Genomic DNA, 26,764 nt, shown 5'->3' on the forward strand with positions numbered 1-26,764 from the left:
GCGATTAACAGGATTACGTTTTATGACAGCATCTAACACAGAAACGGCAGTAACATACACTGTCTTATTCGTCGATGACGAACCTAATATTCTGCGAGCCATAAAGCGCGCGCTCTTCACTATGGATATTAATTTACTATTAGCGGATAGCGGCGCGAAGGCGCTGGAGTTAATGCAAAAACAGACTGTTCATGTGGTTATTTCGGATATGAAAATGCCGCAAATGTCTGGCGCTGAGTTGTTAGAGCAAGTAGCAAAAACCTATCCTGATACCTTTAGAGTAGTGCTAACTGGATATGCTGACATTGAATCGACCATAAAAGCCGTAAATCAGGGCAAAATTCATCGCTACCTGCAAAAACCTTGGGATAATCAAGAATTAATCTCTGTCATCAATGAAGGGTTAGAGCGAGTTAAACTGAAAGAGGAAAACACTCGCCTGCAGAGATTGACTCGCTTACAAAATAAAAAGCTGAAAGACGTTAACGCCTCGCTTGAAAGTGTTGTTCAAAAAAGAACTCGGCAAATTAAGTTCGCGCTCAATAAGATTGAAAAACACAACCAAGCCATGGAGCAGGTGCTTTTCAACGTGATCAGTATTAATCCAAATATAAACGGTAAGTTTGCCATAGAGGTGAGCGAACTAGCTGCGAGAATAGCCAGTATTGCGCAGCTCGAAAAAAACGACATAAAGCAGGTAAAGTATGCTGGGCTAATATGTGAACTTGGCCAACTGGGTCTTCAGGTGGAAGATTTTGTCGCGCCATTTTCCAAATTAAAATACCAACAGCAGCAAAACTATTTGTCGCAAACTAAGCAGGCTGCTCTTATTCTTGCTCCAGCAGAAGAGCTGCAACCCATCTCAGATATCATTGAATTTCAGTTCGAACACTTCAATGGATCGGGTCTGAACAATAAAGTTGCTAAAGAAATTCCAGTAGGTGCGAGAATTTTGGCAATTGCAAGAGACTATTGGCGCTTAGTAACGGGCCGTATGACGGGTGTAGAAATGGCACCTTGGGATGCAAAAGCAGAAATGAAAAAGCACCGTAATACGCGCTACGACGGTGAGTTTCTCGACCTACTATTAAGTGCAGATGATATTGGTGCATCAACGTTACTTGATACCACAATGAAAGCATCTCAATTAAAAGAAGGAATGCAGCTGGCGCAAAACTTGTACAACGACAGCCACATCTTAATTCTGCCTGAAGGACATATATTCAGCCGAGCAACAATACAAAAGCTTCAGCAGTTTGAGGCGGAGCGAGGCAAACCATTTAGCATTCAAATAGAACCAGAAAGCCAACCTAATACTAAAAGTAACTAGTTGTTGCATGTTTAGGCGTGTCAGAAAGCACGCCTTACATACTGCAACACCACATTTGCCCAACACAGTTTAAAACGTAAGGGCTCTCCCATTATCGTGGTTTATCGCATACTTCTGGCACATGATGTGTTTTCGTGTGTTGTTGGAGTAAAATTCATGTGAGAATGGAAGAAACCTGCTCTACATATTAAAAAGGCTTTTGTATGAAACATTTTGATTATATTTCTATTGGTGGCGGAAGTGGTGGTATAGCCTCAGCTAACCGCGCAGCGAAGCACGGTAAAAAAGCGGCGATCATTGAAGCGAAAGATATAGGTGGCACCTGCGTAAACGTGGGCTGTGTTCCTAAAAAAGCGATGTGGTATGGCGCACAAATCGCTGAAGCCGTGCACCGTTATGCCCCAGAGTATGGATTTGATGTTTCGGTAAATCATTTTAGTTGGGATGGGCTTATTGCTAGTCGCCAAGCTTACATTGAGCGTATCCACGCGTCTTACGATAGGGTACTAACGGCCAACGATGTTGAATTGATTCACGGCTTTGCAAAATTTGTAGACAACAATACCATTGAGGTCAATGGCGAAACCTACACCGCCGATCACATTACTATTGCAGTAGGCGGTCGCCCATCTATTCCGGATATTGAAGGTGCGCAGTATGGCATCGACTCAGACGGATTTTTTGCCCTTAAAGAACAGCCAAAACGCGCTGTAGTAGTAGGTGCGGGCTACATTGGCGTTGAGCTTGCGGGTGTACTTCATGCCTTAGGCACAGAATCTCATTTAGTTGTGAGAAAGCACGCCCCACTTCGCAATTTCGACCCTATTATTCACGAAACGCTTGTTGACATGATCAACACTGAAGGCTGCAAACTTCATACCTTTGCCAGCGTAGACAAAGTTGAAAAAGCAGACGACGGAGAACTGACGGTATTCTTATCTAACGGCGAAGAATTAAAAGCCGACTGCCTTATTTGGGCAATTGGTCGCGAGCCATCTACAGATAAAATTGGCCTTGAAAACACTGATGTTGAGTTAAACGACAACGGAACTGTTAAGGTAGATAAATACCAGAATACAACGGCAAAGAATGTTTATGCCGTGGGTGACATCACCGGCGAGGCAGAACTGACGCCTGTAGCCATTAAAGCTGGCAGATTGCTTTGCGAGCGTTTGTTTAATGGTCAAGACGACGCACATATGGATTACTCGCTTATTCCCACGGTTGTGTTTAGCCACCCGCCAATTGGCACCATTGGATTAACCGAGCCGGAGGCCATTGAAGCGCATGGCGAAGACAATGTGAAAACTTACACTTCAAGTTTTGCATCTATGTACACCGCAGTTACTCGTCATCGCCAAATGACAAAGATGAAGCTCATTTGTGCAGGCAAAGATGAAAAAGTAGTTGGCTTGCACGGTATAGGCCATGGCATGGACGAGATACTACAAGGCTTTGCGGTAGCGATAAAAATGGGCGCCACTAAAGCTGACTTCGATGCCTGTGTGGCTATTCACCCCACCAGTGGCGAAGAATTCGTGACAATGTAGTTATACTGAGGACGGTAACCGCTACAGCTTAAGCCAAAAATACGCAAGTCTTGAAACCGATGGCTTTACACCAAAAGAGCCATCGATTTCAACTTAGAAAAACTCTACATCCAAGTACTCTTCTTCTTCAGCTTCTTCAACAACCAACTCAGCCACTTTAGCTTTCAGCTTCATCGAAATCTGGGTCAGCATAGTGTCGACCTCGATTAACTCTTGATCGTCATCTCGAGACTGCAACTCTTTTTCTATCAAATTAACAAAAAACGATTCTTGGTCTTCGGTCATAGCCACTTCGCGTTACCGAATGCTAAACATACCACGGGCGACAACAGCGACCCGCGCTATGCTGAAGACTGCTTCACACTATTCGCCCAAAATGCGAAAAAATATCATCTTTCACTGTCTGAGTTTCACACGCACATTGTTGGTGGCGGAAACATGTTAGACAACCGGGTTAACATTAATATTGATGATGCAGATAAAGACACTATTGGCGAACGCAATGCGCGCGTTGCCTTAACTTTAGCAGCTCAGCACGCAATGAATATTGTTAGTGTAGATGTGGGCGAGTTTGGCTACAGGCAGCTGCAATTTAACATAATTAAAGTCCAAACCGACATTCATCACTCAACGAAAGCGACTAGTCGCGTTAAGTTTAAGTTACGACTATGTTGTAACGTATGATAGAAATACCAAGTAATGTTTAGATATGCGGTTTATAACATAAGCTTGCAGAGCACAAACACCACGCAAACAAGAATAACTAACGACATAAAAAGTTGGGAATAATCAGAATGAAGAAATTATCACTAAGCCTTATCGCCACCGCGCTGATGGCTGCCAACATCAGCCCTACCCTAGCACAGGATGCCGACGTTGAAGGTAAAAATAAAGAAACAGCTGTTGAAGGCTATGACGTAGAAAATTGGGATGTAAGCAACCCTCCTTACAAGCTTAACGAAGTGGCAATAAAAACTACTGAAACCACTTGGTCTAGTTTAGATGTAGCACCTAGCGGCAAGTTTATGATCTTCGATATGCTGGGGGATCTGTATAAAGTTGATATTAACGGCGGTGACGCCACTCCTCTCACTCAAGACTTTGCATGGAATATTCAGCCTTCTATCTCGCCTGATGGAAAACATGTGGCGTTTATATCCGATCGCGATGGGTTGAGTAACGTATGGTTGATGGACATAGACGGTGGGAACCTTCGTCAAGTAACAAGCGAGAAAAACAACCTCATTCACTCACCTAAATGGAGTCCCGACGGCGAATACCTGGTAGTAACAAAAGGCATAATGTCGAGCCGCAGTATACCCGCCGGTGAAATTTGGATGTATCACAAATCAGGTGGTGATGGACTGCAAATAAAGGCGAGAAACAGCGGAAAACGAGACCAACAAAATATTGCCGACCCGGTATTTTCTCATGATGGTAAATATATTTACTTTACTGAAAACACGGTGCCGGGCAGCCGCTTCGAGTATAACCGCGATCCGCTAGAGGGCATTTTTGCTATTACCCGTTTCGACCGCGAAACCGGTGAAGAAAGTCGTTACATTAGCGGCACCGGTGGTGCAGTGGTTCCCACGCCTTCTCCAGACGGTAAATACGTTGCCTTCATTCGTCGCGTGAAAGACAGAACGGCTCTATTCTTAAAAGATATCAAAACCGGGGTAGAAACACCGCTTACTCTTGAGCTAGAACGCGATATGCAGGAAGGCTTCGGTTCAGAAGGCTATTTTGCTTATTTCGACTGGATGCCAGACAGTTCAAAAATTGTGTACTGGACAGGTGGTAAGTTCCACACTATCGACATTGATGACAAAACTACTTCCACTATTGATATTAGCGTAGACGCAACATTGCATTATGCCGATGCGCTACGCTTTGATGTAGACGTGGCGCCAGACGAGTTTGATGTGAACATGATACGCTGGTCGCAGCTGTCGCCAGATGGCGAGACAGTATTATTTCAAGCCCTCGGGAAACTGTATGTCCGCGATGTTGAGTCGGGAAAAATTAAACGCCTCACCAGACAAGATGATCACGACGAATTTTATCCACGCTTTTCTAACGACGGCAAAAAAGTGGTCTACACCACATGGAACGACCAAGAGCTTGGCACTGTTCGCGTGGTATCTGCGCGCGGCGGCAAAGGCAAAGTCATTAGTGAAATGCCTGGTCACTATATTGAACCAGCGTTCTCTGCAGACGGTGAAAAGGTATTGTTCCGTAAGTTTACCGGTGGATACCTACTGGACCCTAAGTATTCGGTTGAGCCAGGTATTTACCTTGCGGACCTAGATGAAGACACAGTTACAAAAGTAACCGACGGCGGTTATAACGCGCACTTTGCTGGTGGCGACGACCGCGTCTACTTTACCGAATCTGCAGGCGGTGAAGCATACTACGAAACCCAACTTTCAAGTGTAAATCTTCAGGGTAACGATAAGCGCACTCACCTATACGGGGGCACAAAAGTAAGTGAGTACAAACTCTCGCATGATAAGAAATGGATTGCGTTTGTTTATCAATTTAAAACCTATGTAGCGCCTTTCGTTGAAAATGGTAAGAAAATCACCATCGGCCCAGATATGACTTCGTTGCCTGTTACCCAGCTTTCTTCTCGCGCAGGTGAATACTTAACCTGGTCGCCAGATAATAAAACGTTGAGCTGGTTTAACGGCCCTACTCTATTTAAACGTAGTCTTGACGAGGCCTTCGCGTTCGTTGATGGCGCAGCAGAAACACTACCAGAACCAGTAGCACAGGGTATCGACCTGTCTTTTACCACCAAAGCAGATAAACCCACTGGTTACAAAGCGCTAGTTGGCGGAAAAGTGGTGACCATGCGCGATGCCGATAATACGCAGGAAATTATTGAAGACGGTATTGTACTTATTAAAGACAATCGCATAGAAGCTGTTGGAAAACGGGGCGACATTGATATTCCTGCCGATGCCATGCAGATTGATACCAGTGGAAAAACCATTATTCCTGGCCTTATTGATGCTCATGCCCATGGATCGCAAGGTAGAAACGAGATCATTCCGCAGCAGAACTGGAGTCAATACTCTAACGTGTCCTTTGGTGTGACAACCATTCACGATCCATCGAACGACACTACAGAGATTTTTGCGGCGTCTGAATTACAGCGCAAAGGTAAAATTGTTGCTCCGCGTATTTATTCAACCGGAACCATCTTATATGGCGCGGAAGGATTGGGTTACAAAGCCATCATTAACGATTACGACGATGCCTACTTCCATGTTGAGCGCTTGAAAGAAGCCGGCGCGATATCGGTGAAAAGCTATAACCAGCCTCGTCGAGATCAGCGCCAGCAAGTGCTATGGGCGTCTAAGAATCAAAACATGATGGTAGTGCCAGAAGGCGGAGGTAAGTTTCAGCAAAACCTCACTATGCTGGTAGACGGGCACACGGGGTTAGAACACAGCCTGCCAATAGAAAAAGGCTACAGTGATGTCACTCAACTTTGGAAAGCCACAGAGTTTGGTTATACCCCTACATTTGTCGTGTCTTATGGTGGCATGATGGGTGAAGAGTACTGGTATGACAAAACAGAGGTATGGAAAAACCCACGCCTATTGCGCTACACGCCATCAACCATACTTGATAGACGGGCTATTCGCAGACCGACTGCGCCTGAAAATCAGTACAACCATCAAAACGTTGCGAGCTATGCTAAAGAGCTTCGAGACGAGGGCGTAAGCGTGCATATTGGTGCTCACGGTCAACGTGAAGGTTTAGCTGCTCATTGGGAGTTATGGATAATGCAACAAGGTGGGTTTACGCCGTGGGAAGCATTACGCGGTGGCACTATCGATGGTGCCAAACACCTAGGTATGTCGAAAGATATTGGCAGCATCGAAAAGGGCAAATTAGCTGATTTAGTGGTTATAGAAGGTGATGTACTTAGCGATATCAGAAAAAGCGAATACGTTGAATATACCGTGCTAAATGGCCGTGTTTATGAATCAGCTACCATGAATGAAGTGGGCAGTAAGAAGAAACGCAAACCGTTTTTCTTTGAACAAGACAATGCCACCTTTATGCCACAGGAAACTGCTGATGCTATTGAAGCAAAAGCCCATCATTTCCATTGGGAGCATTAATTCCACTGGAAAATAGTGGGTATTAACAGACGGGCTAAATAGTCCGTCGTAATTTGTAACACATAAAAAGCCAGTGAATGATAGTTGATAAACTACTTCGCTGGTTTTTTGTTTGTCTTTTACACTAACAGCATTGCTCCTAAACTTTTAACTGAAATTTTTATTCTTCTGATATAGCCTGACTAATCAAAACATCTAGAAAGTTAAAACATGGAAGTCATTTTATTAGTCGTTCTCCTTGGCATCGCTTTTGTCGGATACTTAGATGCCTTAGTTAATGCAATCAAGACCGAGAGATACGCCTGGTTTGTGCTTATGCTTCTCATCTGGCCGTTATTCTTGGTTTATTTACTATTTTGCTATAAGAAGCAAACCAAGGTATTTTCTCGAGGTTAGGAAATAGAGAGATATCTGCTTTTCTAATGAAAATTGCTTATGCCACATTAATACCTTACTTTTAAACAACTCGTTTGCCATTTAAAGGTAATGTATGCGCGACCTTAAATACCCCCTATTACTTCTACTTTTGTTGTTTGCTTTGCCGTCAATGGCTGAAGATGCTCAGTTGAAGGCTCATAGCCCGTTGAAGGCTCACAGCCAGTTGGAGACTCTGAGTGAGATCAAAAACTACACCCAAGCAAATCAGCGGCAAATCCTACAAGATTTCACATCGCTTTTAGCCCTACCCAATGTAAGTGCTAATTCGCAGGATATGTTAGTAAACGCCAAATGGATAACAAACTATATTGCGCATCGAGGGTTTACTTCGGAGGTGATATCGGCAGGCCGCGCACCTTATATTCTGGCCGAAAAGAAAGTACCTCGCGCCTCAAAAACTATTCTGATTTACGCTCATTTTGATGGGCAGCCCGTTGAACCCGCTAACTGGGCAACACCTCCTTTTACTCCTACACTCATAGACAAGCCTATTGAGCGCGGTGGAAAACCTGTTAAATGGGATGGCACATCGCCACTAAATCCGGAGTGGCGACTGGCGGCTCGCTCAGCCGGCGATGACAAAGCACCTGTCATTGCTCTAATGGCAGCGCTAGATGCTATGGATTCAGCAGGTATTACGCCTACCGTTAATATTAAACTTATCTTAGACGGCGAAGAAGAGGTAGGTAGCCCAACATTAGAAACTATCTTGCAAAAGCACGGTGAAAAGCTGGCTGCAGATCTCATGCTATTTTGCGATGGTCCAATGCACCCTAGTCGAAACAAGCAGCTGGTATTTGGTATGCGCGGAAGTATGACCGTAGACGTGACCACTTATGGCGCCTTAAGCCCGCTACACAGCGGTCATTACGGAAACTTTGCGCCAAACCCCACAAACAAATTAATGCGCTTACTCACGTCGATGACTGACGAGCAAGGCAACATTTTAATAGATGGTTACAATGATCAAGTACGCCCCATAAGTAGTGCCGAGCGAGAGGCCTTAGCCAGTATTCCAAAAGTAGACGAACAGCTTAAGCATGACTTAGCCATCGCTGAAAGCTTGGGCAAAAATGTTCGCGTAGAGGAAGGCGTTCTTAGTCCGGCAATTATCATAAAAGGTTTTCAGGCCGGCGGCGTAGGCAGTCAAGCACGTAATATTATTCAGCCCTCGGCAACCGCCTCTATTAACATGAGACTAGCGGCTGACCAGACACCCGCATTTTTGCGGGACAAGATGGAGGCACATATAAAAAGGCAGGGCTATACCATAGTTTACGATAAACCCAGCATAGAGTTACGTAGAAAACATAATAAGCTCGTGATGTTAGACTGGCGCGCAGGCGCTTATCCTGCATTTCGCTCAAAAATAGACAGCCCTCAAGCGAAAAAGCTGACGGCAATTATGAACAGTATTGATGACAAGCCCACTATTTTAACGCCAACGCTTGGAGGCAGTTTACCAATATACTTATTCGAACAAGCTTTGGATATGCCCATTATAATTTTGCCAATAGCTAATCATGATAATAACCAACACGGCCGAAATGAGAACCTGCGCCTGCAAAACTTATGGGATGCTGTAGAAATTTATGCGGCTATTTTATCTTCTTATGATAAATAGCGCCGAGATTAAAAAATAAGAGTGCCGCAGTAACAACATTTCCTAGCCGCTCTTTTGCCGAAATGAAAGAGCGGCTAGCGAAAATATGTATGCTTAGCGATTGCGCCCGTACTGTTCGTGAGACGACACCCAATCTGAAGAGCTAATGGCTGAGGCCAAGGATATTTCACCTGCCAGTACCACTGACGCTACGATTTCTGCAAACTTATATACGCGGTCTCGGCCGTAGCAATCGAGCAATTCTAAACATTCTCTTTGAGTACCAATGCCTGTACCACCGCCATAGGTTGCCACAATCAACGACGGTATGGTGATAGAAACATACAGGTCGCCCTCTTCTGTTAGTTCTGAGTACATAATAGCGGCTGATGATTCAGAGACATTTGCCACATCTTGACCTGTGGCGATAAACATAGCGGTAATACCGTTAGGTGAATGCAAGCCAGTGTTGTTCACACCAGACAAGAACGAGCCCACACCAGCCACTCGGCCGTGGTAATCAATTTGTTTAGGGTCAACGCGCATTACCTCTAACAAATGCTCACGCTTTATCGTCGCCTCAGCGGTTACTCGCTTGCCTCGTGTGCGCATAATATTAATTTGTGACGCTTTTTTATCCGTCGCGAAGTTAGATTCGAGGTAGAAGTTCTCTATGCCTTCATAGTGATCTAAGATCCACCCGCAAGCGGCAAAGGTTGCTCTACCAACCATATTCTGACCCGCCGCATCACCTGTTTTATAATTAAAACGCAGGAATGCGAATTTATTTGATAGGAAATGATCGATATAGGTGAGCTTGGCGATACTAGACGTGGCCTCAGCCTCTTCGCGTATTTTGTCAATATTCTCTTGTACCCACTTTACGAAGTCACGTGCGCCTCGTGCGTTTTCGAATATAAATACTGGCGCTCGCTGCATAGCATCATCTACTACTGTAGCTGTTACACCACCACTCATATTAAGCAGCTTCATACCGCGGTTGTACGATGCCACTAAAGTGCCTTCTGTTGTAGCTAGCGGAACAACAAACTCCCCTTTAGCATGCTCACCGTTGATTTTTACCGGTCCTGCGATACCAATAGGCACTTGGGCTACGCCAATAAAATGCTCAATATTTCCCTTTAAATCATTAGGATTTATGGAGTATTGGCCTACGTGATTGACTTTTTTGCCGGTGGCGCTTTCAAAATATTCTTGGCGAGTTTTTATAATAGACTCACCATAATCATCTAAATCATCGCGAGGAATATGTGCGCTTCGCTCGCCGGCCAGAGTAATATTATCCTCTACTTCAAATTTTAACTTCCCAAATGGCGACGCAGAAAAGCATATTCCTAGCTTTCTTTTTTCAGGGCAGGCGTCTTTATCAATATCTAAATGCAACGTGATGGTTTGTCTAAGAGCAAAAGGCTTGCCGTCTGATTCGTTAAGTTCTGTAGCGGACAACGATGAGTCATGAGTAAGCTGCAGAGTAATCTTATCTTCTGGAATTTTTTCACCATCTAAAGATATCCAATGAAGCTTTTCAATTGTGGCGTCTTTCAAACGGTTTTTTAACGAGAACGACAAACCCTTATTGGTCTTAGAAAGGCTAGCGCGGGTGTAGAGTTGTTTTAATAATATGCTGGGCACAAACATGAGACTTCCTTAATAGCGTATGCATCTTTTATTTCTTTTTAGGAGATAAGCCAAACGGCTTATTGTTTTTTATAGCACATTCTTTATACAGATCTATGACTACTTGTTATTTAATGTAGGTCAATCTTTATCGCTTTGTGAATATTTCATCTTCTATTTTTGAGCCATTGTTTTTAATTTTGAGCCATCCCCCCATTTTTACTGACCTGCAGAGCCTCGGGCTTGAGTTCATGACCATTTTTCCCATCGCTAACCTATTGTGAATATGTCGTCGAAAACAGGACGACATTGAGGTATCTGGCAGCAATAAGGGAGGCGTTAAGGATTGTGATGCCACGGAGAATATGTCTGCAGGGAAGAGACAGCCAGATACCTTTAATTAGCAATATCATTATAGATAAACAGCTATGAATAAACCGCGATGCTAAAAAACGCAGAGTAAGCAACGAAAGGTATACAAGGAAAAGTAATGAGAAAGGGATTATTCCGACAGGAAGCCATCAATCAGCAATCTACCTCTATTGGTGGGCGCTTATTAATGACTCCAAAACCTGCCTACATGATGATTACTGCCATATTAGTATGCTGGTTAGTCGCGGCTAGTCTATTTTTAATGCACGGAAGCTATGCCAGAAAAGCCTCGGTCCATGGATGGATAGAGCCACAGGGTGGCGTATTTAAGCTTTACGCAGGTGCAAGAAACGGCAGAGTATCTCAGGTGCTTGTTGCTGAAGGACAATATGTAAAGCGCGGCGATGCGTTAATTAAAGTGAATTACAGCGGTAAAAATGCATCTGGAAACCAGGTGAGTGAAATCTTACTGCGCGAGCTCAAGGAAAAACAACACCGCACTCAGGGTATTGTGGGGAGGCTGGGGGCACTGCATAAAGCTGGACTAGCAGACCTCAATACCTCAATTGAACAGCTATCGGAAGAACTGCGTGAATTAGAAGCACTGGTCGACATAGCCACTCATCAACATGAGGTAACGCAAGCCCAGTTTGAAAAAGCTCATGCGCTTTATCGCAAGGGATACGTTAGCCAAGTTACTATTCAAGAGCAGCAAATAAAGGTACTTGGTAGCGAGCAAAACCTAAAACTCTCCGAACAAAATCTCAGCGCAGCTGAAAATAAAATTTCGTCGCTAATTCGCGAACGCACTTCATTGCCAAACCGGCAGGAAAACGAGCTGGCTAAGTATCAGAACACCCTAAGCGATTTGAACCAACAAATTTTGGCTCATACCAGCGAAAGCGAACAGGTTATTTACGCCCCAAAAGCAGGAATAATATCTGGTTTACATATCAAGCCAGGTTACGATATTAACAGTAACCATCTACTTGCCACCCTTGTGCCTCAGTCTTCAGCTATGCAAGCTCATATGCTTGTGCCCGTGCATTCAGCTGGATTTATTGATGAGGGTCAATTGCTGCACATTCGATACGATGCCTTTCCTTATCAGAAATTTGGCGTTCAGCCAGGCCAGATACGCAATATTTCGAAGACGTTGATTTTACCTGGGGAACTGCACAGCGCACCTGTAGGCAGCTCGGAACCGGCATACCTCGTTACCGCGGACGTAATAAACAATACGCTAATGGCATATGGCAAGCAGATTGAGTTGAAATCTGGCATGACGTTTTCTGCTGACATCCAGCTTAGCCAACGCACCTTGTTAGAGTGGTTCTTAGAACCCTTGTATAGCCTGTCAGGGAGGCTATAACTGTGTTTGACCAAACTACAACACCATTAAACTTATCTTTTCTACCAAAACGCAGAGTGCCCCTGATATTGCAGAGCGAAGCGGCGGAATGTGGTCTGGCATGTGTGAATATGATTGCGCAGTTTTACGGTGACAAGCGAGACTTAAACGCAATGAGACAAAGCTTTTCAGTCTCACTTCGCGGCTGCACGCTGCAGGATATTATGAACATTGGCAAGCGTGTAGGCCTACACTGTAGAGCATTAAAAATTGAACTTGCTCATTTACGCCAGCTAACGTGCCCAGCCATTTTACATTGGGACATGAAGCATTTTGTGGTGTTAACTCAAGTAACCCATAAAAAGGTAACCATAAACGATCCTGCGCTGGGCGAACGTATCCTTACTCTTGATGAGGCATCGCGTTGCATAACAGGTATTGCACTTGAGGTACTGCCTGCAAATGAATTTACGCCTAAAAAGAGCACGCCAACTATTTCACTTAACGATTTTTTCGCCAATGCCGTTGGCTTTAAACGAAATCTTCTGGTGCTCATTGCGTTATCAATAGTGTTGCAACTTTTTGTATTAGTAAGCCCCTACTACATGCAAACTGTGGTAGATGATGTACTAATTTACAACAACAATGCCCTTTTAGATGTATTGGCGCTTGGCTTTGCACTCTTATTGGTTATTGAGATATTTACAGCTGTTTTGCGTAAACTGCTAGTGCTTTCGGTCTCTACGCGGCTACAGCTGCAACTTTCTGCTTCGGTATTTAAGCACTTACTTTCGCTGCCCCTAGACTATTTCGCCAAACGCCATGTAGGCGATATTGTCTCTCGCTTTAATTCACTCAGCCATATTCGCGAGTTTTTAACGACGGGAGTGGTGACCGCACTGCTCGATGGTTTATTCGCCATTATCACGCTTTTTGTAATGGCCGTGTACTCTCTAAAACTTACCTTGATTGTTGTCGCCGTAATGACGCTCTATGTGGCGCTGCGCTTAGGCGTACTGTCTTTTATGAAACGCTTAACAACCGAGAAAATTGGTTTAGCTGCTTCTGAGCAGAGCCACTTTATTGAGAGCATGCGCGGTATGTTGCCCATTCGGGTTTACCATCAAGAAGTACAGCGTCAGAGCCATTGGCAAAATAAGCTGGTTGCCGTTTTGAATAAAGACATTAGCTTAGGCAAAGTCAATATAGGTAACGACGCCGTTAATAAAGCTATGTTTGGTTTAGAAAATTTAGCTGTTATTTATGTGGGCGCTAACTTAGTCATGGACAGCACCATGACAATAGGCATGTTATTAGCGTTTATTGCATACAAAAACCGCTTTTCCAGCGCCATTGACGGAGTAGTCAATAACGTCATTGAATACAAAATGCTGAGCGTTCATTTTACTCGGCTAAGCGATATTGTGCTGGCTCCGCCTGCCTTCGACACTGAAAGCCCTCAAGCCTATCCAGCTCTAAATTCACAAGCTGGGTTAGCAAATACGCTATCTTCGGACACAAACGCTGGCTCACAAAAACCTGAAAGCGGGCTTTGTGAAGCAAACGAACTCGGTGGTGTGAAGTCTCCTCAAGCAGTTGCCATAGCGCTGTGTGCAAACAACATAAGCTATCGATATAGCGAGGCCAGTGAACCTGTATTTAGCGGTATTGATTTACAGGTAAACCATGGCGACATTATTGCTATTACAGGTGCAAGCGGCAGCGGAAAAAGCACGCTTTTGAAATGCCTTATGGGGCTGTACATGACTCAAGAGGGGAAGGTTCAACGTCATAACTCATCAAGCCGTCGTAATGCTTGTAAAGTGGCCTCTGTTTTACAAGAAGACACCTGCTTGAACGGCACCATTGCCGACAATATTAGTTGTTTTTCAGAGACTCCCAACTTAGAGAAAGTCGTTCGCGCCGCTCATTTAGCCTGTCTTCATGACGAAATTGTCGCTATGCCAATGCAATACCATTCTCTGGTTGGCGATATGGGCAGTAGTTTAAGTGGCGGTCAAAAACAGCGGCTATTGCTCGCCCGAGCGCTGTACCAAAGCCCCGATATTTTATTTTTAGATGAAGCCAGTAGTCATCTCGATATGGCTAACGAAGAAAAGATAAACCAGCATCTTAAGACACTCAATATCACTCGAATTATGGTGGCACATCGACCGCAAACTATTGCCATTGCGGATACGGTTTACCACCTATCAAATCAATCCTTAAAGGTTTTCTCTCCCTCAATTATGGAAAAGGAAGCCACCCCAAAAACCTATGGAGAAGACCAATGAAAACACACGAAGTGAGAGAAAATAACGCACTTATGACAGAGTCGGAGCGCATGCAAGTGGAAGCTCAGGGAATTACATCAAGTGGAACTTTGATACCTATAAATTGCTTATCTAAAAGAGAGATGCAGGTGGTACATAAAATAATGGGTGGATGCTCCAACAAATCCATCGCAGATGAACTGTTTATTAGCGAGCGTACGGTGAAATTTCACTGTGCCAATATTTACAGAAAACTCAATATCACCAGTCGGACTGCATTGATAGCCGGCTGCTTTAGAACACTTTACCGAGAGGATGTATCGCATTAGCGCTATAACCTCATTTTAACCCACGCTAATACAAGGAGCGTAATCAATGAAAGACCAACAACAAGCAGTAACGTTAGCCGAAAGTCAGCTATTTGCAGTCTCGGGCGGCAATAGCTTACAAGCCATTCAAGAAAGCCTGTCTTCTAGGTCCATACCAGGAACACCTATTACAGGAAGTCCTGCACCAAAAGAGCCGATTTATATCACTATGGCAATAGGCGAAGGTGGCGGTAACTTGCCAGATATTTTGGCTTAGGCGGAAGCGCTAGCACTAGGGGCATAATGCCCCTAGTGCTCAATTATTTCGATCTTGTCGTAGCTTGCAATAAGCGTGTTAAACAAAGCGACTTGTGCGAAACCTTAGACACTAATCATATTACCCACTCATGTAAAAGGGATACCGCATGTATGTAGGACTGATAGGCGATGAATACGATCCACAAATGGTTCACATGGTCAGCGCATTGGAAAGTACCAATGTTACCGCTTTTGTTGCCAACACCGCTCATTTTGGCAGTGGATGGACTATAAGTTTCGATCCAGACTCTAATGAAGGTTTTTTGCATTTTCCGCCGTCTCAACAAAGACTCCCCACAAGGGTAATGTTTGCAGATATAAGGTCTGTGTACTGGCATCAATATATTCCCACTAATACGGCTGATCCTAGGCAATTAAATCCATCTTCAAAAGCAGAGTCGGTAACAAGCAGTCAAACGTCCGTCTCTCAGCGCATGTGGATAGAGCAAGAGTTATCGAGCACACTGCTATGCTGGTTCACCTATGGCGCCACTAAATGGGTCAATTCTATTGATGCTGTGCGCTCCCATCAGTGCAAGCCCATGCAACTAAGCGTTGCGTCTCAACAGGGAGCGAATATTCCCTACTCTTTCGTTGGAAATGCACCTGAAGCAGCGGCGCAATTTTGTAGCAACATGCCTGAAGTGGTGTATAAACCGGTTAGAGGTGGAAAAGTAGCGCAATATGTTAATAAAACCGAGCATTTACGCCCCCTGCTCACCACGTTACTCTCACAGCGCCCTGTGACATTTCAAAAGTATATAAGTGGCACAAATATTCGCAGTTACGTACTTGGAAAGGAAGTCGTGAGCGTACTTATTGACAGCGTAGAACTTGATTATAGAAATGATATAGATGCTACGCCGGTAATTACCATTATCCCTCAAGACGTTAAACGCCTGGCAATTCGAATCTGCGCCGCATTAGGTATGCATTGGTGCGCTATAGATTGGCGAAAAACGGATAAAAACACATATTATTTCTTGGAAGCCAACCCCAGCCCTTTTTTCCTAAAGGTTGAACGGGATACGGGGTTAGATATTACCGGCAGGCTTATTAGTCTACTGCAAAATTAAGAGGTAGTTTTCCTTACTTTAAAGCCCTTCTTACTTGAAAGGCCTCTGGTTTTAACAGTGCTGAGAACAAAAAGCCCAGCGGTTTGCTGGGCTTTTTATGGCTGATGGCGTGAACTCGACTATAGAATAAAACGCGATAGATCTTCGTTATCTACCAGTGCTTCTAAGTGACTATTTACATAATCAGCGTCGATGACAAATGATTCACCGCTTTTTTCAGAGGCATCAAATGAAATATCTTCCATTAAACGCTCGAGCACAGTATGAAGCCTACGGGCGCCGATGTTTTCTGTGGTCTCATTCACCTGCCATGCCGCTTCAGCTATGCGCTGAATACCAGAGTCGTCGAAGGTCACGTTCACTCCTTCAGTCTGCATTAGCGCAATGTATTGTTGCGTTAAAGAGGCATTAGGCTCGGTAAGGATGCGTTTAAAGTCGCCGACTTTAAGCGCCGATAGCTCAACGCGAATAGGCAAACGGCCCTGCAACTCAGGAATGAGATCCGATGGCTTGCTCATTTGAAAAGCGCCTGAGGCAATAAACAAAATATGGTCTGTTTTAACCATACCGTGTTTCGTCGATACCGTAGAGCCCTCAACCAAAGGAAGTAAATCTCGCTGAACGCCCTCGCGGGAAACATCGCCAGAGTTGTTGCCTTCGCGCTTACAAATTTTGTCAATCTCATCTACAAACACAATGCCGTGCTGCTCAACTGACTCAATGGCTTTTTCTTTTAAGTCTTCTTGATTAACAAGGCGGGCCGCTTCTTCCTCAATCAGCATTTTGAAAGCATCTTTAATTTTCAGCTTCTTCTTTTTCTTTTGCGAACCAGACAGATTTTGAAACATTCCCTGCAGCTGGTTTGTCATCTCTTCCATACCCGGAGGAGCCATAATCTCAACACCCACTTGGGGGAGCGCAACGTCAATCTCAATCTCTTTATCGTCTAATTCGCCCTGACGAAGCTTTTTGCGAAACGCCTGACGGGTTCCTCTATCCTCTACTTCTTCCTTGTTTCCCCACGCATCTTCAGGCGGAGGAAGTAAAGCGTCAAGAATGCGATCTTCCGCTGCTTCTTCGGCACGGAACTTCACTTTCTTCATTTCATTTTCTTTTGTCATCTTAACGGCGATGTCCGCTAGATCACGAATAATTGTTTCCACTTCTTTGCCAACATAACCAACTTCGGTAAACTTTGTCGCCTCTACCTTGATAAAAGGCGCATTAGCAAGTTTGGCTAGACGTCGAGCGATTTCAGTTTTACCTACGCCTGTTGGACCAATCATAAGAATGTTTTTTGGCGTTACTTCTTGACGCAATTCAGGCTCTAACTGCATTCTGCGCCAGCGATTTCTGAGCGCGATAGACACAGCCCGTTTTGCGTCTTGCTGGCCAATAATATGGCGGTCTAACTCGTGAACAATTTCTCTTGGTGTCATTTCAGACATGAATAAACCCTTATTTCTTTGATACTCGGACTGCGCGTAAAGAATACACCGAACTGCCGGTCTGCGCAGTACAAGGGCGTAAGTAACCTTTTGCTACCGCCCCGTCGCTTCATTCATTAGTAATCTAATACATCTACCGTTTGGCTATGGTTCGTAAATACACAAATATCGCCAGCAATAGTGAGTGATTTCTCAGCAATTTCTTTTGCCGTTAGCTCAGTATTTTCCAGCATAGCAGTGGCCGCAGCTTGTGCGTAATTGCCACCAGAACCTATCGCGATAAGGTCGTTTTCTGGCTGTACTACGTCTCCATTACCCGTGATGATAAAAGAAGCGGTCTCGTCAGCCACCGCTAAAAGGGCTTCGAGTTTTCTCAGCGCTCTGTCGGTACGCCAGTCTTTAGCAAGCTCAACAGCAGCTTTGGTTAAGTGGCCTTGGTGGGCTTCAAGCTTGGACTCAAAGCGTTCAAATAGCGTAAACGCATCGGCTGTGCCACCTGCGAAGCCTGCGAGTATTTTATCGTGGTAAAGACGACGCACCTTGCGCGCATTGCCTTTCATTACCGTATTTCCCAGCGATACTTGACCGTCACCAGCCATCACCACCTGATTTCCACGTCGTACAGATACAATCGTTGTCACGTTTTTTCCCCGTTTAGCTGGGTGTATCCGCCGCGAGCATATGAATTCACGGCGGTCACTTATCTAGTCTATAAACCATAAGTGGGGGAGCGGTTTATATTTTCAAGGGGGATTGGGGATAGAAAGAGAAAGGGTACACTATTTTGTGTACCCTTCGCATTTTTCAATTTTCAATCACTACACCGCCATTGGGCGAAGGCTTAGGTTTAGTTGGTAATGGAATTATGATCCCTCCGGCTGCAGAAGCTTCCACCGTTGTTTTTGGTTCAGCACGGCTTTCAGAATCAAAGTAATCTAGCATTGATGGCCTGACTACTGACCCAACATTCATTGTGCTAAGTTCCCCCTCGATAACAGCAGCATAAGAAACTTTACTAGTTACCTTTACTATTTTCACTTTTCCAACGTAGCGCTCTTCTTTTCCAAGCGACTCTTTAGTGTATGGATCAATGAGTTTTTCGCCTAGCTCAAAGATATCAAACACTTCACCGATTTGAACACTGGTTCCCCCCTGGTTAAGAACGACGTTATCATTTTGATTGGACACAATCTTTATCGGGTAGATGGCACTGGTAATATCACGCGCAATAACACGCGCAGATGCTGGATCTTGGATATTGCTTGGAATAACTACGTTATCTTGCCACTTAACTTGTCGTGTTGCTAAATTAATCACTTTGTAATTAATTTCAGACACGATATCTTCAACATAAGAGCGTTCACCCGTAAAACTGGACTCCGTTTCATAAGAGTCGTCTCTGAAAGATACGCTCCCAACCACAAGATAATCCATGCCCAGTACTTGACCTAGACGCATCTTCTCCTTCAGTGCGGTATCTTCGCTGAGTAATAAGCGCTTTTCTGCCGCATACTCGCTATCATGCTGGCGGTCTAATATTGCGAAACGTCTCGTTTGAACAAAAGCGCTTTGCAGATTGTTGGAAAACAACTCGCCATTCTCTCCTTCGAAAGGAGCGACAACAAGCTTTCGACGTTTATCTAATGATAAGCCGGGGCTTTTATACACTGGCACAGAAACTCGCAACAGAACCTCACAGGTTTCACTACAACTCTCTTCCAAAACCTCATAACTAGATATTTGGCCTTTGGTTTTCATAGCAGTGATATTTGACAGAGCTATGTTGGTAGTGGTTTTTCCATCTTTTCTTACTTGGTTCGCAACCCGCATTGCTTTGCTGTTTATTTCAGTACCCTTTACTTGTGCAATAGCTCTGATTAGGCCAGCTTCAATTGCGAGAGATTTAGAGGCCCCAGAAGCAGTTATTTCAATAACACGCTCTTCTGCACTAGCTGAAAACGTAAAACCAAGTACTACTAAGAAGACTAGCTTAAAAGTCTTCATCATCAGCCTCTATACTTTCTCCAGATTTGGGGTCAAATGAAACCTTCCCACCTGGCACTTTTTTCTTTACATTTTTATTGGCTTTAAATGCTCTTGTGGCTTGCTCAGCAAGAGGGTGCCAGACAAGCACTACACCGTTTACTTCTCGGTCTGTGACGGGGTGTTTAGCGCTCCACCTCGTGGCTTCTTGAACACCTGTTAACCCTTTAACACTTGAGGCCATGCGTGATGTTAAAGATGTTTCTTTTATTATTTTTGCTACAGTTTGCTCTTGAGTCTCAGTGGTATTGTCATCTGTTAGTGTGACTGTTGCAGTTCTCGACTTATCGCTAGTAGTTGTACTAGCTGAATCTACACTTCCAACTAAGTTGTATGCTTCTGAAATATGGGCCCAGGCATTTAACTCTGCATCTAGGTAACTAAATTCTCTATTATCAACACATTCTTCGTAGTCAGAGATATTGCAATCGTTGCCAGACATTCCAAAAGATAAAATCACTGGATAGCCTTTCTCATCCCAATGCATCTTTGTACCAATCTGATACATCAAGTTAGAGCGGTGTTTTTCAAGATAATCTTCAATTGATAGTTTTGCTTTTTCTGGGCTAGGCTCAATATTTCCTTTACTCTTCCTAAGGGAAGCTAGGAAGTTTTTCTTTTTATTCGAAGTCGCAATGACTACCGTCACTGCAGTATTACCATTAACATCTGTTTTCTCAAATGACTTCATGATTTGAGAACCAGTTATGTCGCCCCTCGAAGACGTAGATACAGATTGAGTAATAGCTTTTTGCATCATGTTTTTACGCTTACTTGGAGGCGCCGCGTTATATTCACTTGGATTAACGCCCAACTCTTCTAATTGAGAATCTATTGTAGCATCGGCTAACGCCACAACTTTACTCAATAGAGCTTCAAGTTTGCTTTGATTTTCTATTTCACTGGGCGTGAATTGCGGTAATTTATTTGTTTTAAAAGACTTTCTAATGGTTTCCGAAGCGACACTTGTGTATAGCTGCTTAAGTAATTTCTCTCTCGCTTTTTGTTGCGCTTCTGTATAAGCAAGAACACGGGCATCAGCCCAGCCTGCTTCAGTAGGCTTCAATCTGATGACTGCAGTACCTGAATGTATAAACACTTGTTTATTTTGCGAGGAAAACTTTCGGCGTTTTTCAGAAATATAGTTACGCGCTTTTTCTTCAACATAGGCATATGCATCCTCAGGCTGTTCTTTATTTGCTTTTACTGTTTCCTGATTGCTGGATGCCGGTTGTTCTGAATCTTTATCTTCGACTATCAAGTCCACTTTTTCTGTTGCTTGCTCTTGAGCTAAAATTCCTGCACTCGCAAAACAGAAAGAAAGTACGACTGAACGAATAATTGAACTTTTCATATAATTTCCTTATTTCTTCGCACACATTGAACTATAACTCTCTAGAACAAATACTAAGCGAGAATAAAATTAACCATAGACAATTGCCCATACCACCATGGTGTTATGGGCAATTTTACAGGCCAAGGAGAGGCTATCTACCATGTAACTGAGTCGTTACTTCCGGTCTTTGCAATAGGGTATTCACCTTCCCAATATGCAAGGCCAGTCTCAAGCTGTGTAAGCGTGAGTTGAAAATAATATTCAACTAATTGTTTAGACCTATTAACCCTGTTAGTTCTTTGAATAATTTTTCCGCTCAAACTAAAGTCCGGAGAAATAACCGTTCCGTTTTTCTTCACTGTACCTTTGTTCATAAGTGGCGAGTTATTTAATTCTCGAACTTTAACACTGCTTGTATCTTCAGGGCCTGAGCCCGTAAAGTTTACAGCCGTTGTTGTCAAAAATTTGCCGCTCTGCAGCAATCCAACTCGGATTTTTTTGACTAACTGATCGGTGTCTATTCGCTGTGAAGTATCATTAAGAATGTTATAGATTGATAGAACGTATCTTCCGCCTTTATCCGCTTCAGGATGAACAAGTAGAGGACTTGCAATAATATCATCTAGAGCTTGGTTCGCTGCTTGGTCAAAATCTCTTTGTGACAGACCTAACACTGCAATATTGTCATCATTTTTATCTACATATTTCGTTGTAGATTGACATCCCGCCATCAATGTAATGATAGGTAGGACACACAATAATATGGCTTTTTTCACTTTGTTACTTCCTCTCAAGTGTTAAATAGATATAACGTCTACAGACGGCGTAAGACTCTGATTAATAGCTTTTATGTAAACAATATTTTTCTTAGATGGGTCGACATCTACTTTAAGAGATTGACTGAGTCCAGGTGAATTTATTACTAATTGACCCGAGCCGTCGTTCTCTAACATAAGAGCTTGGAAGTTTTTCGGAAGAACACGCCATGTTCTTGTATCTGCCTGCGTTGTTACACCCTGCAACACACCTGCTGCTATTCCAAGCCACATGTTTTTATCATTTATTTGTTTTTGCACTACAGTTTTAATTACTGAGCGTGTGATCTCTCGAGTTAAGATAAGTGGCCATTCTTCTTTAAATTCAGCCTTTATTATCTTATCCATATCTGCAACGACTTCAGAACTTTTGCCATTAACCGATATGTGATTAAAATAATCCTGTCTTTCTTCGATTTTTGGTAGTGCTATTCCAGCATAGTTGACGTTTTCTGATGCAATAAATACAGGTAGATCAATTCTAAACTCTTCTTTTCGTGCCATTTCGCCATTTTCAAAAACAACCCAAATGTTATTAACTGAGTTACGAGATGCCTGACCACTTTGCATTTTTTGCGCTAAAGAAAGAGTGTCTTTTGCAACTTGGGTACCCGTTATAGATGAAACGCGCTTCAAGCTGTCAACAGCTTTATTAACATCTGATGCATCCTGCGCGTTTAACATGAAAAATAGGCCATGCATAAACGTAGAAAAAGGATTTATATATCCGTCATATGCTGTCCAATCAGACATATCAATATTTTGATCTGCAAGTAACTCATTAGCTTTAGACATACTTTCATCAATTTTTACGTCACCAGCACCTTCATTCTCTTGCAGTTCTTCTTCTGCTTCTTTTTCTTGTTGCTCTCGCTTTTCGTTAATACGTTCTGCGAAAAATTCAGCGGCTCTTCGCTGTCTATCATCAGAGCGATTCCACTCAACACGAGCATTCTCTAGATCACCCATTGCAGTAAAATTGAGCGCCTTGTAAGTATTTACCATTATCGAATCGTAAACACTTTGCTCATAGTCAAGGAAGGTATCATTTGTAAGGGAACTCGTTATTGTTTCAGAAACATTTGTTAGGGTTCCCTCAGTATCCTCTTGATACATAACGTCTTCGATTAGATCAAAATACCTATTGCTTTCCTCAAAATCCTTATTGAACCGATACAAAGATGCTGTTTGCATTCCCCAAAATTGGTCATCAAGTGAATTATCATCTTCATCATAATCAGCTTCGTCAAAAGATAGCTGCTGTGCCTCAGCCACATTACCGCCTGAGAGCATGACATCAAATTTACTGATTGAAGAATCTGGCGTAAGCGTATTCGTTAAGCTTGCCATTGGACTTTCACCGCCAGTTGCAGAGCAACCAGCAATTAATATTGTAGCGAGAGATAATAGAGCGACTTTTTTCATGACTGTTCCATTTAAAATCATGTCTTCAAAAAACATGAACAAGGAGCAATCAATTTAGAAATTCACCGATCCTTGGCCATTTTTGCGTATTTTTATTTTTTTGCGCTTTCCTAAGCGCAAAATAAGGATAATCTAAAGGCTGTCAATGTCAACTATCCTCTCTCCACTCAATAGTATCGACTTGGAGACGAGGCTATATCTCTGCATACCAAACTTATTAAACCCTTACTGCTATGAGTCCATTTAAAAAATTACTGTTGTGGAATAAATTAAATCACAAATTCCAATACCAAATCTGACATGTAGCAATGTTGACTTTGCGCAGGCTATGCTTTGCTTTTTCCGCGTCGCGCTTAGACTCAAAAGGCCCAAGAATAACGCGAAACCATTCGCCGTTACTTCCCGAACTCTGGCGAATTAACGCTTCTAACCCTTGAAAGGCTATTTTCGCTTTCATTTCTTCCGCTTGGGCACGGGTTCTAAAAGACGCACATTGCATAAGATAACGCTTGTCAGATTTTTCTTGGGCTTGAACGTCAACTTCTACCTCGTAACCCGGTAGCGTTTTAATGTATTCCCACTCTTCCTCTGGTAACTCTGGCAATGCTTCTTCTGTCGGTGCTACTGCCCTTGAAGACTGCACATCTACATCCCCCTCAACATTGTCTTTGATCGACCACAAAAACACCCCGAAGCCTGCCACTAGCGCAACAATAATTGCTATTTTGAATATAGGGAGCTTGTGCATGGTTGGCGAACTCACTTGTCTGCTACTCGCTCGCTTATTAGCATTGTTTGGGGCTTTTTTCTTTTTTTGAGAGCGTCCGCGGGACACATAATCACGTTGAGCCATAGTCGGCGATATTCCTGCTTGTTATCGGTGTTTGTTAGGAAATAATTTCGTAAGGCAATAGTAGAGGCAGCAGAACTGTTTGTGCACTACTTTGTTATTAAACTTTGACCGCTAGAATTTTAACGTATTGCTTAGCAACAAGCTAACTGAAATCTGTGGGGTCGATATCCACCGACCATCTTACTTTCGGGGCCTGATGAAGTGATTGTAGAAAAGGAAGTGATTGACGCAGGGCCTCGTGTAATGGGGCGCGCTTTTGATGACTGCATATCAACATAAAACGGAAGCGTCCCTGTCGTTTTTCTATTAATGAAGGGAAAGGACCATTCATTTCAAGCTCGTTACTGTACGAAGTAAATACGCCACGACACCCCTGCAAAAACGAGAAAGCCTGCGCGCTGTCTATCGACTCGCAACGCACTACAAACTGACTGATGTAAGGAGGAAGACCCGCTGCCTTTCTCTCTGTTAATGCATGTCGGGCAAAATGTCCGTACCCATTATTCACTAAATCCTGCAATAAGGGATGGTGGGGATTGTGAGTTTGTAACCACATTTCACCTGGTTTAGCCGCACGCCCTGCCCGCCCTGCCAGCTGTGTAACAAGTTGTGCGAGTTTTTCTGGGGCTCTAAAGTCGGCACTAAATAATGCGCCGTCGCAATCGAGTACGGCTACTAAGGTGACGTGAGGAAAATGGTGTCCTTTGGATAATATTTGAGTGCCGACAAGCAGCTGGTACTCTTGACGATTAATTGCATCTAGCGTGCTGTGCAGCTTATCTTTACCGCGCACCGTGTCACTGTCTATACGCACTTGTTTAGCGTCGGGAAATAAAGACATTAACCCGTCTTCTACTTGTTCAGTACCCGTACCTGCTGTAACAAGGGTTGAGCTGTGGCATGCTTCACACTGCCGCGGCATAACTCGGGTGCCTGCGCAGTGATGACACTGCAGGCGATTTTGCGACTTGTGCACTGTGTAAGGTCTATCGCACCGCTTACACATTACTGTCTCTCCGCAGTGATGACACAGTAAGGCAGGCGCGTACCCCCTTCTATTTACAAATACCAGCACTTGATTTCCAGCATTAATATGCTGTCGCATTATGGTGAGTAACGCTTGCGATATACCGTAGTGTAGTGGCTGCTCTCTAGCATCAAGTACATGAAGCTGCGTATGCTGGGCTCCCCCCGCTCTGCGCGTTAAATGCAAATGCGCATAGCGTCCATTAAGGGCATTATTCAAGCTTTCTAATGCTGGAGTAGCGCTGCCTAACAGCAAAGGAATACTGTGCTGTTTTGCCCGCATCGCCGCTAGATCTCGCGCGTGATAACGAAGACCATCTTGTTGTTTGAACGATTCATCATGCTCTTCATCAACAATTATCATACCGGGCGTTTTGAGCGGCGTAAAAATAGCAGAGCGCGTGCCAATAATTATGCCCAGCTCTCCGGCTCTGGCGCGTTGCCATACTCGCAGGCGCGCCTTATCGGAAAGCTGGGAATGTAGAACGCCTACATCAATATTAAAGCGCTTTTCAAATCGAGATACAGTTTGCGGAGTGAGCCCAATTTCTGGTACCAAAATTAGAATTTGCTTACCCGCGGCCAACAGTGGCTCTATCGCTTGTAAATAGACTTCTGTTTTTCCACTGCCCGTTACGCCTTCTAGCAGACTTATTGCAAAGTTATCTTGCTGGCGATTAAGCGCCGCTATGGCGACAGATTGCTCTGTATCTGGCGTGGGCTTTTGCGCTACCTTCATTGTTGATAGCCAGATCTTTGGTTTTAGTTCAGGTACAACTTCAACTATTTCCGCCAGCGATTTATCGATAACGGCCTTAACTGCCGGTGCGCCATATAACTTTCTGCTTTGCTGGGCCGACAAACTCGATGTTTGCAATGCCTCAAAAAAGGCTTTTTGCTTGGGAGCTCTGGATAATGTATTTGATTGTGATTGCTCGCCAACAGACGTTAGCCTTACTCTTTCTTCTGGAACTAGCTGAGCTTTTTCTCCCTTCCTTAATAGCACCGGCAACATAGCGTGCAGCACTTCGCCCGGCGCATGATGGTAGTATTGCCACAACCATTGTGCCATTTTGAGTAGAACTCCATCGACGATGGGATACTCGTCAATGACCGCTTCTACTGATTTTAACTTTTTGACGTTTTCTATCTCGTGGCTATCTTCATCTATTACATCAATAACCACGCCCACCAGTTTTCGCGGACCAAATGGCACCTGCACCCTTACTCCTGCTTCTAGTGGAGTAGAATGGGTATAGGTAAATAATTGTCGCAGCGGTACTGGTACTGCAACAGATAGGTAAGCCATTTTAGAGCAGGTCTCCGTCGTCAAATGTGAAAAGCTGAATATTAGCAAAAAAGGAAAAGTGCCATGTGTTGATATTTAAACACAATAATCACGTTGATAATAAAGCCATTGTG

20 protein-coding genes are annotated in these 26,764 nt (G+C 43.8%); 10 read left to right on the top strand and 10 right to left on the bottom strand.

Annotated elements, in window-relative coordinates; all coding sequences use genetic code 11:
• Nucleotides 1-22: 22 nt before the first annotated feature.
• Both nosR and gorA read left to right on the top strand, forming a co-directional pair.
• Nucleotides 23-1,330, top strand: a complete 1,308-nt coding sequence (gene nosR, locus GTW09_RS05660; RefSeq protein ID WP_163110774.1) for a response regulator c-di-GMP phosphodiesterase, NosR family — start codon at nt 23-25, stop codon at nt 1,328-1,330.
• Between the two features lie 203 nt (nt 1,331-1,533).
• Nucleotides 1,534-2,880, top strand: a complete 1,347-nt coding sequence (gorA, locus tag GTW09_RS05665) for a glutathione-disulfide reductase (RefSeq protein WP_071980753.1) — start codon at nt 1,534-1,536, stop codon at nt 2,878-2,880.
• 93 nt (nt 2,881-2,973) lie between these two features.
• Here the strand turns inward: gorA and GTW09_RS05670 are convergent, their stop codons facing one another.
• Nucleotides 2,974-3,165: a hypothetical protein gene (locus GTW09_RS05670; protein WP_163110776.1), complete on the bottom strand. Its 192-nt coding sequence runs from the start codon at nt 3,163-3,165 to the stop codon at nt 2,974-2,976.
• Here GTW09_RS05670 and GTW09_RS05675 point away from each other — a divergent pair.
• From GTW09_RS05675 to GTW09_RS05685, 3 genes are all read left to right on the top strand, one after another.
• Complete coding sequence (locus tag GTW09_RS05675; RefSeq protein ID WP_163110778.1) at nt 3,151-3,564, top strand: hypothetical protein; 414 nt, start codon at nt 3,151-3,153, stop codon at nt 3,562-3,564. The genes GTW09_RS05670 and GTW09_RS05675 overlap by 15 nt on opposite strands.
• A gap of 149 nt (nt 3,565-3,713) precedes the next feature.
• Nucleotides 3,714-7,019, top strand: a complete 3,306-nt coding sequence (locus GTW09_RS05680) for an amidohydrolase family protein (RefSeq protein ID WP_420809544.1) — start codon at nt 3,714-3,716, stop codon at nt 7,017-7,019.
• A gap of 490 nt (nt 7,020-7,509) precedes the next feature.
• Complete coding sequence (locus GTW09_RS05685) at nt 7,510-9,081, top strand: M20/M25/M40 family metallo-hydrolase (protein WP_203565651.1); 1,572 nt, start codon at nt 7,510-7,512, stop codon at nt 9,079-9,081.
• Between the two features lie 93 nt (nt 9,082-9,174).
• On the opposite strand, the gene GTW09_RS05690 is transcribed toward GTW09_RS05685, so the two are convergent.
• Nucleotides 9,175-10,719, bottom strand: coding sequence for a hydroxymethylglutaryl-CoA reductase (locus GTW09_RS05690; RefSeq protein ID WP_163110782.1), 1,545 nt, complete (start codon nt 10,717-10,719; stop codon nt 9,175-9,177).
• 469 nt (nt 10,720-11,188) lie between these two features.
• On the opposite strand from GTW09_RS05690, the gene GTW09_RS05695 reads away from it, so the two are divergent.
• The 5 genes from GTW09_RS05695 to GTW09_RS05715 all read left to right on the top strand — a co-directional run bounded on the left by GTW09_RS05695 (nt 11,189) and on the right by GTW09_RS05715 (nt 16,396).
• Nucleotides 11,189-12,442: an HlyD family secretion protein gene (locus GTW09_RS05695; RefSeq protein ID WP_163110784.1), complete on the top strand. Its 1,254-nt coding sequence runs from the start codon at nt 11,189-11,191 to the stop codon at nt 12,440-12,442.
• A 2-nt stretch (nt 12,443-12,444) separates the two neighbouring features.
• The gene (locus GTW09_RS05700) at nt 12,445-14,715 is read left to right on the top strand and encodes a peptidase domain-containing ABC transporter (RefSeq protein ID WP_338024928.1); all 2,271 of its coding nucleotides are present in this window, start codon (nt 12,445-12,447) and stop codon (nt 14,713-14,715) included.
• Nucleotides 14,712-15,023, top strand: coding sequence for a helix-turn-helix domain-containing protein (locus GTW09_RS05705; RefSeq protein WP_163110786.1), 312 nt, complete (start codon nt 14,712-14,714; stop codon nt 15,021-15,023). Before GTW09_RS05700 ends, GTW09_RS05705 begins: the two co-directional genes overlap by 4 nt.
• Before the next feature lie 46 nt (nt 15,024-15,069).
• Nucleotides 15,070-15,279 (top strand): hypothetical protein, encoded by a 210-nt coding sequence (locus tag GTW09_RS05710; RefSeq protein WP_163110788.1) that lies wholly within the window; start codon nt 15,070-15,072, stop codon nt 15,277-15,279.
• 148 nt (nt 15,280-15,427) lie between these two features.
• Nucleotides 15,428-16,396 (top strand): ATP-grasp domain-containing protein, encoded by a 969-nt coding sequence (locus GTW09_RS05715; RefSeq protein WP_163110790.1) that lies wholly within the window; start codon nt 15,428-15,430, stop codon nt 16,394-16,396.
• A gap of 119 nt (nt 16,397-16,515) precedes the next feature.
• On the opposite strand, the gene hslU is transcribed toward GTW09_RS05715, so the two are convergent.
• The 8 genes from hslU to priA form a co-directional block, all read right to left on the bottom strand.
• Nucleotides 16,516-17,844 carry an HslU--HslV peptidase ATPase subunit gene (gene hslU / locus GTW09_RS05720; RefSeq protein ID WP_163110792.1) on the bottom strand — a complete coding sequence of 443 codons (1,329 nt, stop codon included), beginning with the start codon at nt 17,842-17,844 and terminating at the stop codon, nt 16,516-16,518.
• A 116-nt stretch (nt 17,845-17,960) separates the two neighbouring features.
• Complete coding sequence (gene hslV, locus GTW09_RS05725; RefSeq protein ID WP_071980768.1) at nt 17,961-18,485, bottom strand: ATP-dependent protease subunit HslV; 525 nt, start codon at nt 18,483-18,485, stop codon at nt 17,961-17,963.
• A gap of 163 nt (nt 18,486-18,648) precedes the next feature.
• A complete protein-coding gene (locus tag GTW09_RS05730) occupies nt 18,649-19,851 on the bottom strand; it encodes a CsgG/HfaB family protein (protein WP_163110794.1) in 1,203 nt (400 codons plus the stop codon).
• Nucleotides 19,835-21,241 (bottom strand): DUF6844 domain-containing protein, encoded by a 1,407-nt coding sequence (locus GTW09_RS05735; protein ID WP_163110796.1) that lies wholly within the window; start codon nt 21,239-21,241, stop codon nt 19,835-19,837. Before GTW09_RS05735 ends, GTW09_RS05730 begins: the two co-directional genes overlap by 17 nt.
• 137 nt (nt 21,242-21,378) lie before the next feature.
• The gene (gene lpoB, locus GTW09_RS05740) at nt 21,379-21,999 is read right to left on the bottom strand and encodes a penicillin-binding protein activator LpoB (protein ID WP_163110798.1); all 621 of its coding nucleotides are present in this window, start codon (nt 21,997-21,999) and stop codon (nt 21,379-21,381) included.
• A 21-nt stretch (nt 22,000-22,020) separates the two neighbouring features.
• Nucleotides 22,021-23,463, bottom strand: a complete 1,443-nt coding sequence (locus GTW09_RS05745) for a COG3014 family protein (RefSeq protein WP_163110800.1) — start codon at nt 23,461-23,463, stop codon at nt 22,021-22,023.
• 274 nt (nt 23,464-23,737) lie between these two features.
• Nucleotides 23,738-24,316 (bottom strand): SPOR domain-containing protein, encoded by a 579-nt coding sequence (locus GTW09_RS05750; protein ID WP_100973031.1) that lies wholly within the window; start codon nt 24,314-24,316, stop codon nt 23,738-23,740.
• Nucleotides 24,317-24,458: 142 nt separating this feature from the next.
• Nucleotides 24,459-26,651 (bottom strand): primosomal protein N', encoded by a 2,193-nt coding sequence (gene priA / locus GTW09_RS05755; protein ID WP_163110801.1) that lies wholly within the window; start codon nt 26,649-26,651, stop codon nt 24,459-24,461.
• Between the last annotated feature and the right edge of the window lie 113 nt (nt 26,652-26,764).

Origin of the sequence: Alteromonas hispanica (genome assembly GCF_010500915.1) — a bacterium.
GTDB classification, from domain to species: Bacteria; Pseudomonadota; Gammaproteobacteria; order Enterobacterales; family Alteromonadaceae; genus Alteromonas; species Alteromonas hispanica.

Coding starts and splice junctions, on each gene's coding strand:
- nosR (WP_163110774.1), top strand. CDS start 23: ATGACAGCATCTAACACAGAAACGGCAGTAACATACACTGTCTTATTC.
- gorA (WP_071980753.1), top strand. CDS start 1,534: ATGAAACATTTTGATTATATTTCTATTGGTGGCGGAAGTGGTGGTATA.
- GTW09_RS05670 (WP_163110776.1), bottom strand. CDS start 3,165: ATGACCGAAGACCAAGAATCGTTTTTTGTTAATTTGATAGAAAAAGAG.
- GTW09_RS05680 (WP_420809544.1), top strand. CDS start 3,714: ATGGCTGCCAACATCAGCCCTACCCTAGCACAGGATGCCGACGTTGAA.
- GTW09_RS05685 (WP_203565651.1), top strand. CDS start 7,510: ATGCGCGACCTTAAATACCCCCTATTACTTCTACTTTTGTTGTTTGCT.
- GTW09_RS05690 (WP_163110782.1), bottom strand. CDS start 10,719: ATGTTTGTGCCCAGCATATTATTAAAACAACTCTACACCCGCGCTAGC.
- GTW09_RS05695 (WP_163110784.1), top strand. CDS start 11,189: ATGAGAAAGGGATTATTCCGACAGGAAGCCATCAATCAGCAATCTACC.
- GTW09_RS05705 (WP_163110786.1), top strand. CDS start 14,712: ATGAAAACACACGAAGTGAGAGAAAATAACGCACTTATGACAGAGTCG.
- GTW09_RS05710 (WP_163110788.1), top strand. CDS start 15,070: ATGAAAGACCAACAACAAGCAGTAACGTTAGCCGAAAGTCAGCTATTT.
- GTW09_RS05715 (WP_163110790.1), top strand. CDS start 15,428: ATGTATGTAGGACTGATAGGCGATGAATACGATCCACAAATGGTTCAC.
- hslU (WP_163110792.1), bottom strand. CDS start 17,844: ATGTCTGAAATGACACCAAGAGAAATTGTTCACGAGTTAGACCGCCAT.
- GTW09_RS05730 (WP_163110794.1), bottom strand. CDS start 19,851: ATGATGAAGACTTTTAAGCTAGTCTTCTTAGTAGTACTTGGTTTTACG.
- GTW09_RS05735 (WP_163110796.1), bottom strand. CDS start 21,241: ATGAAAAGTTCAATTATTCGTTCAGTCGTACTTTCTTTCTGTTTTGCG.
- GTW09_RS05745 (WP_163110800.1), bottom strand. CDS start 23,463: ATGAAAAAAGTCGCTCTATTATCTCTCGCTACAATATTAATTGCTGGT.
- GTW09_RS05750 (WP_100973031.1), bottom strand. CDS start 24,316: ATGGCTCAACGTGATTATGTGTCCCGCGGACGCTCTCAAAAAAAGAAA.
- priA (WP_163110801.1), bottom strand. CDS start 26,651: ATGGCTTACCTATCTGTTGCAGTACCAGTACCGCTGCGACAATTATTT.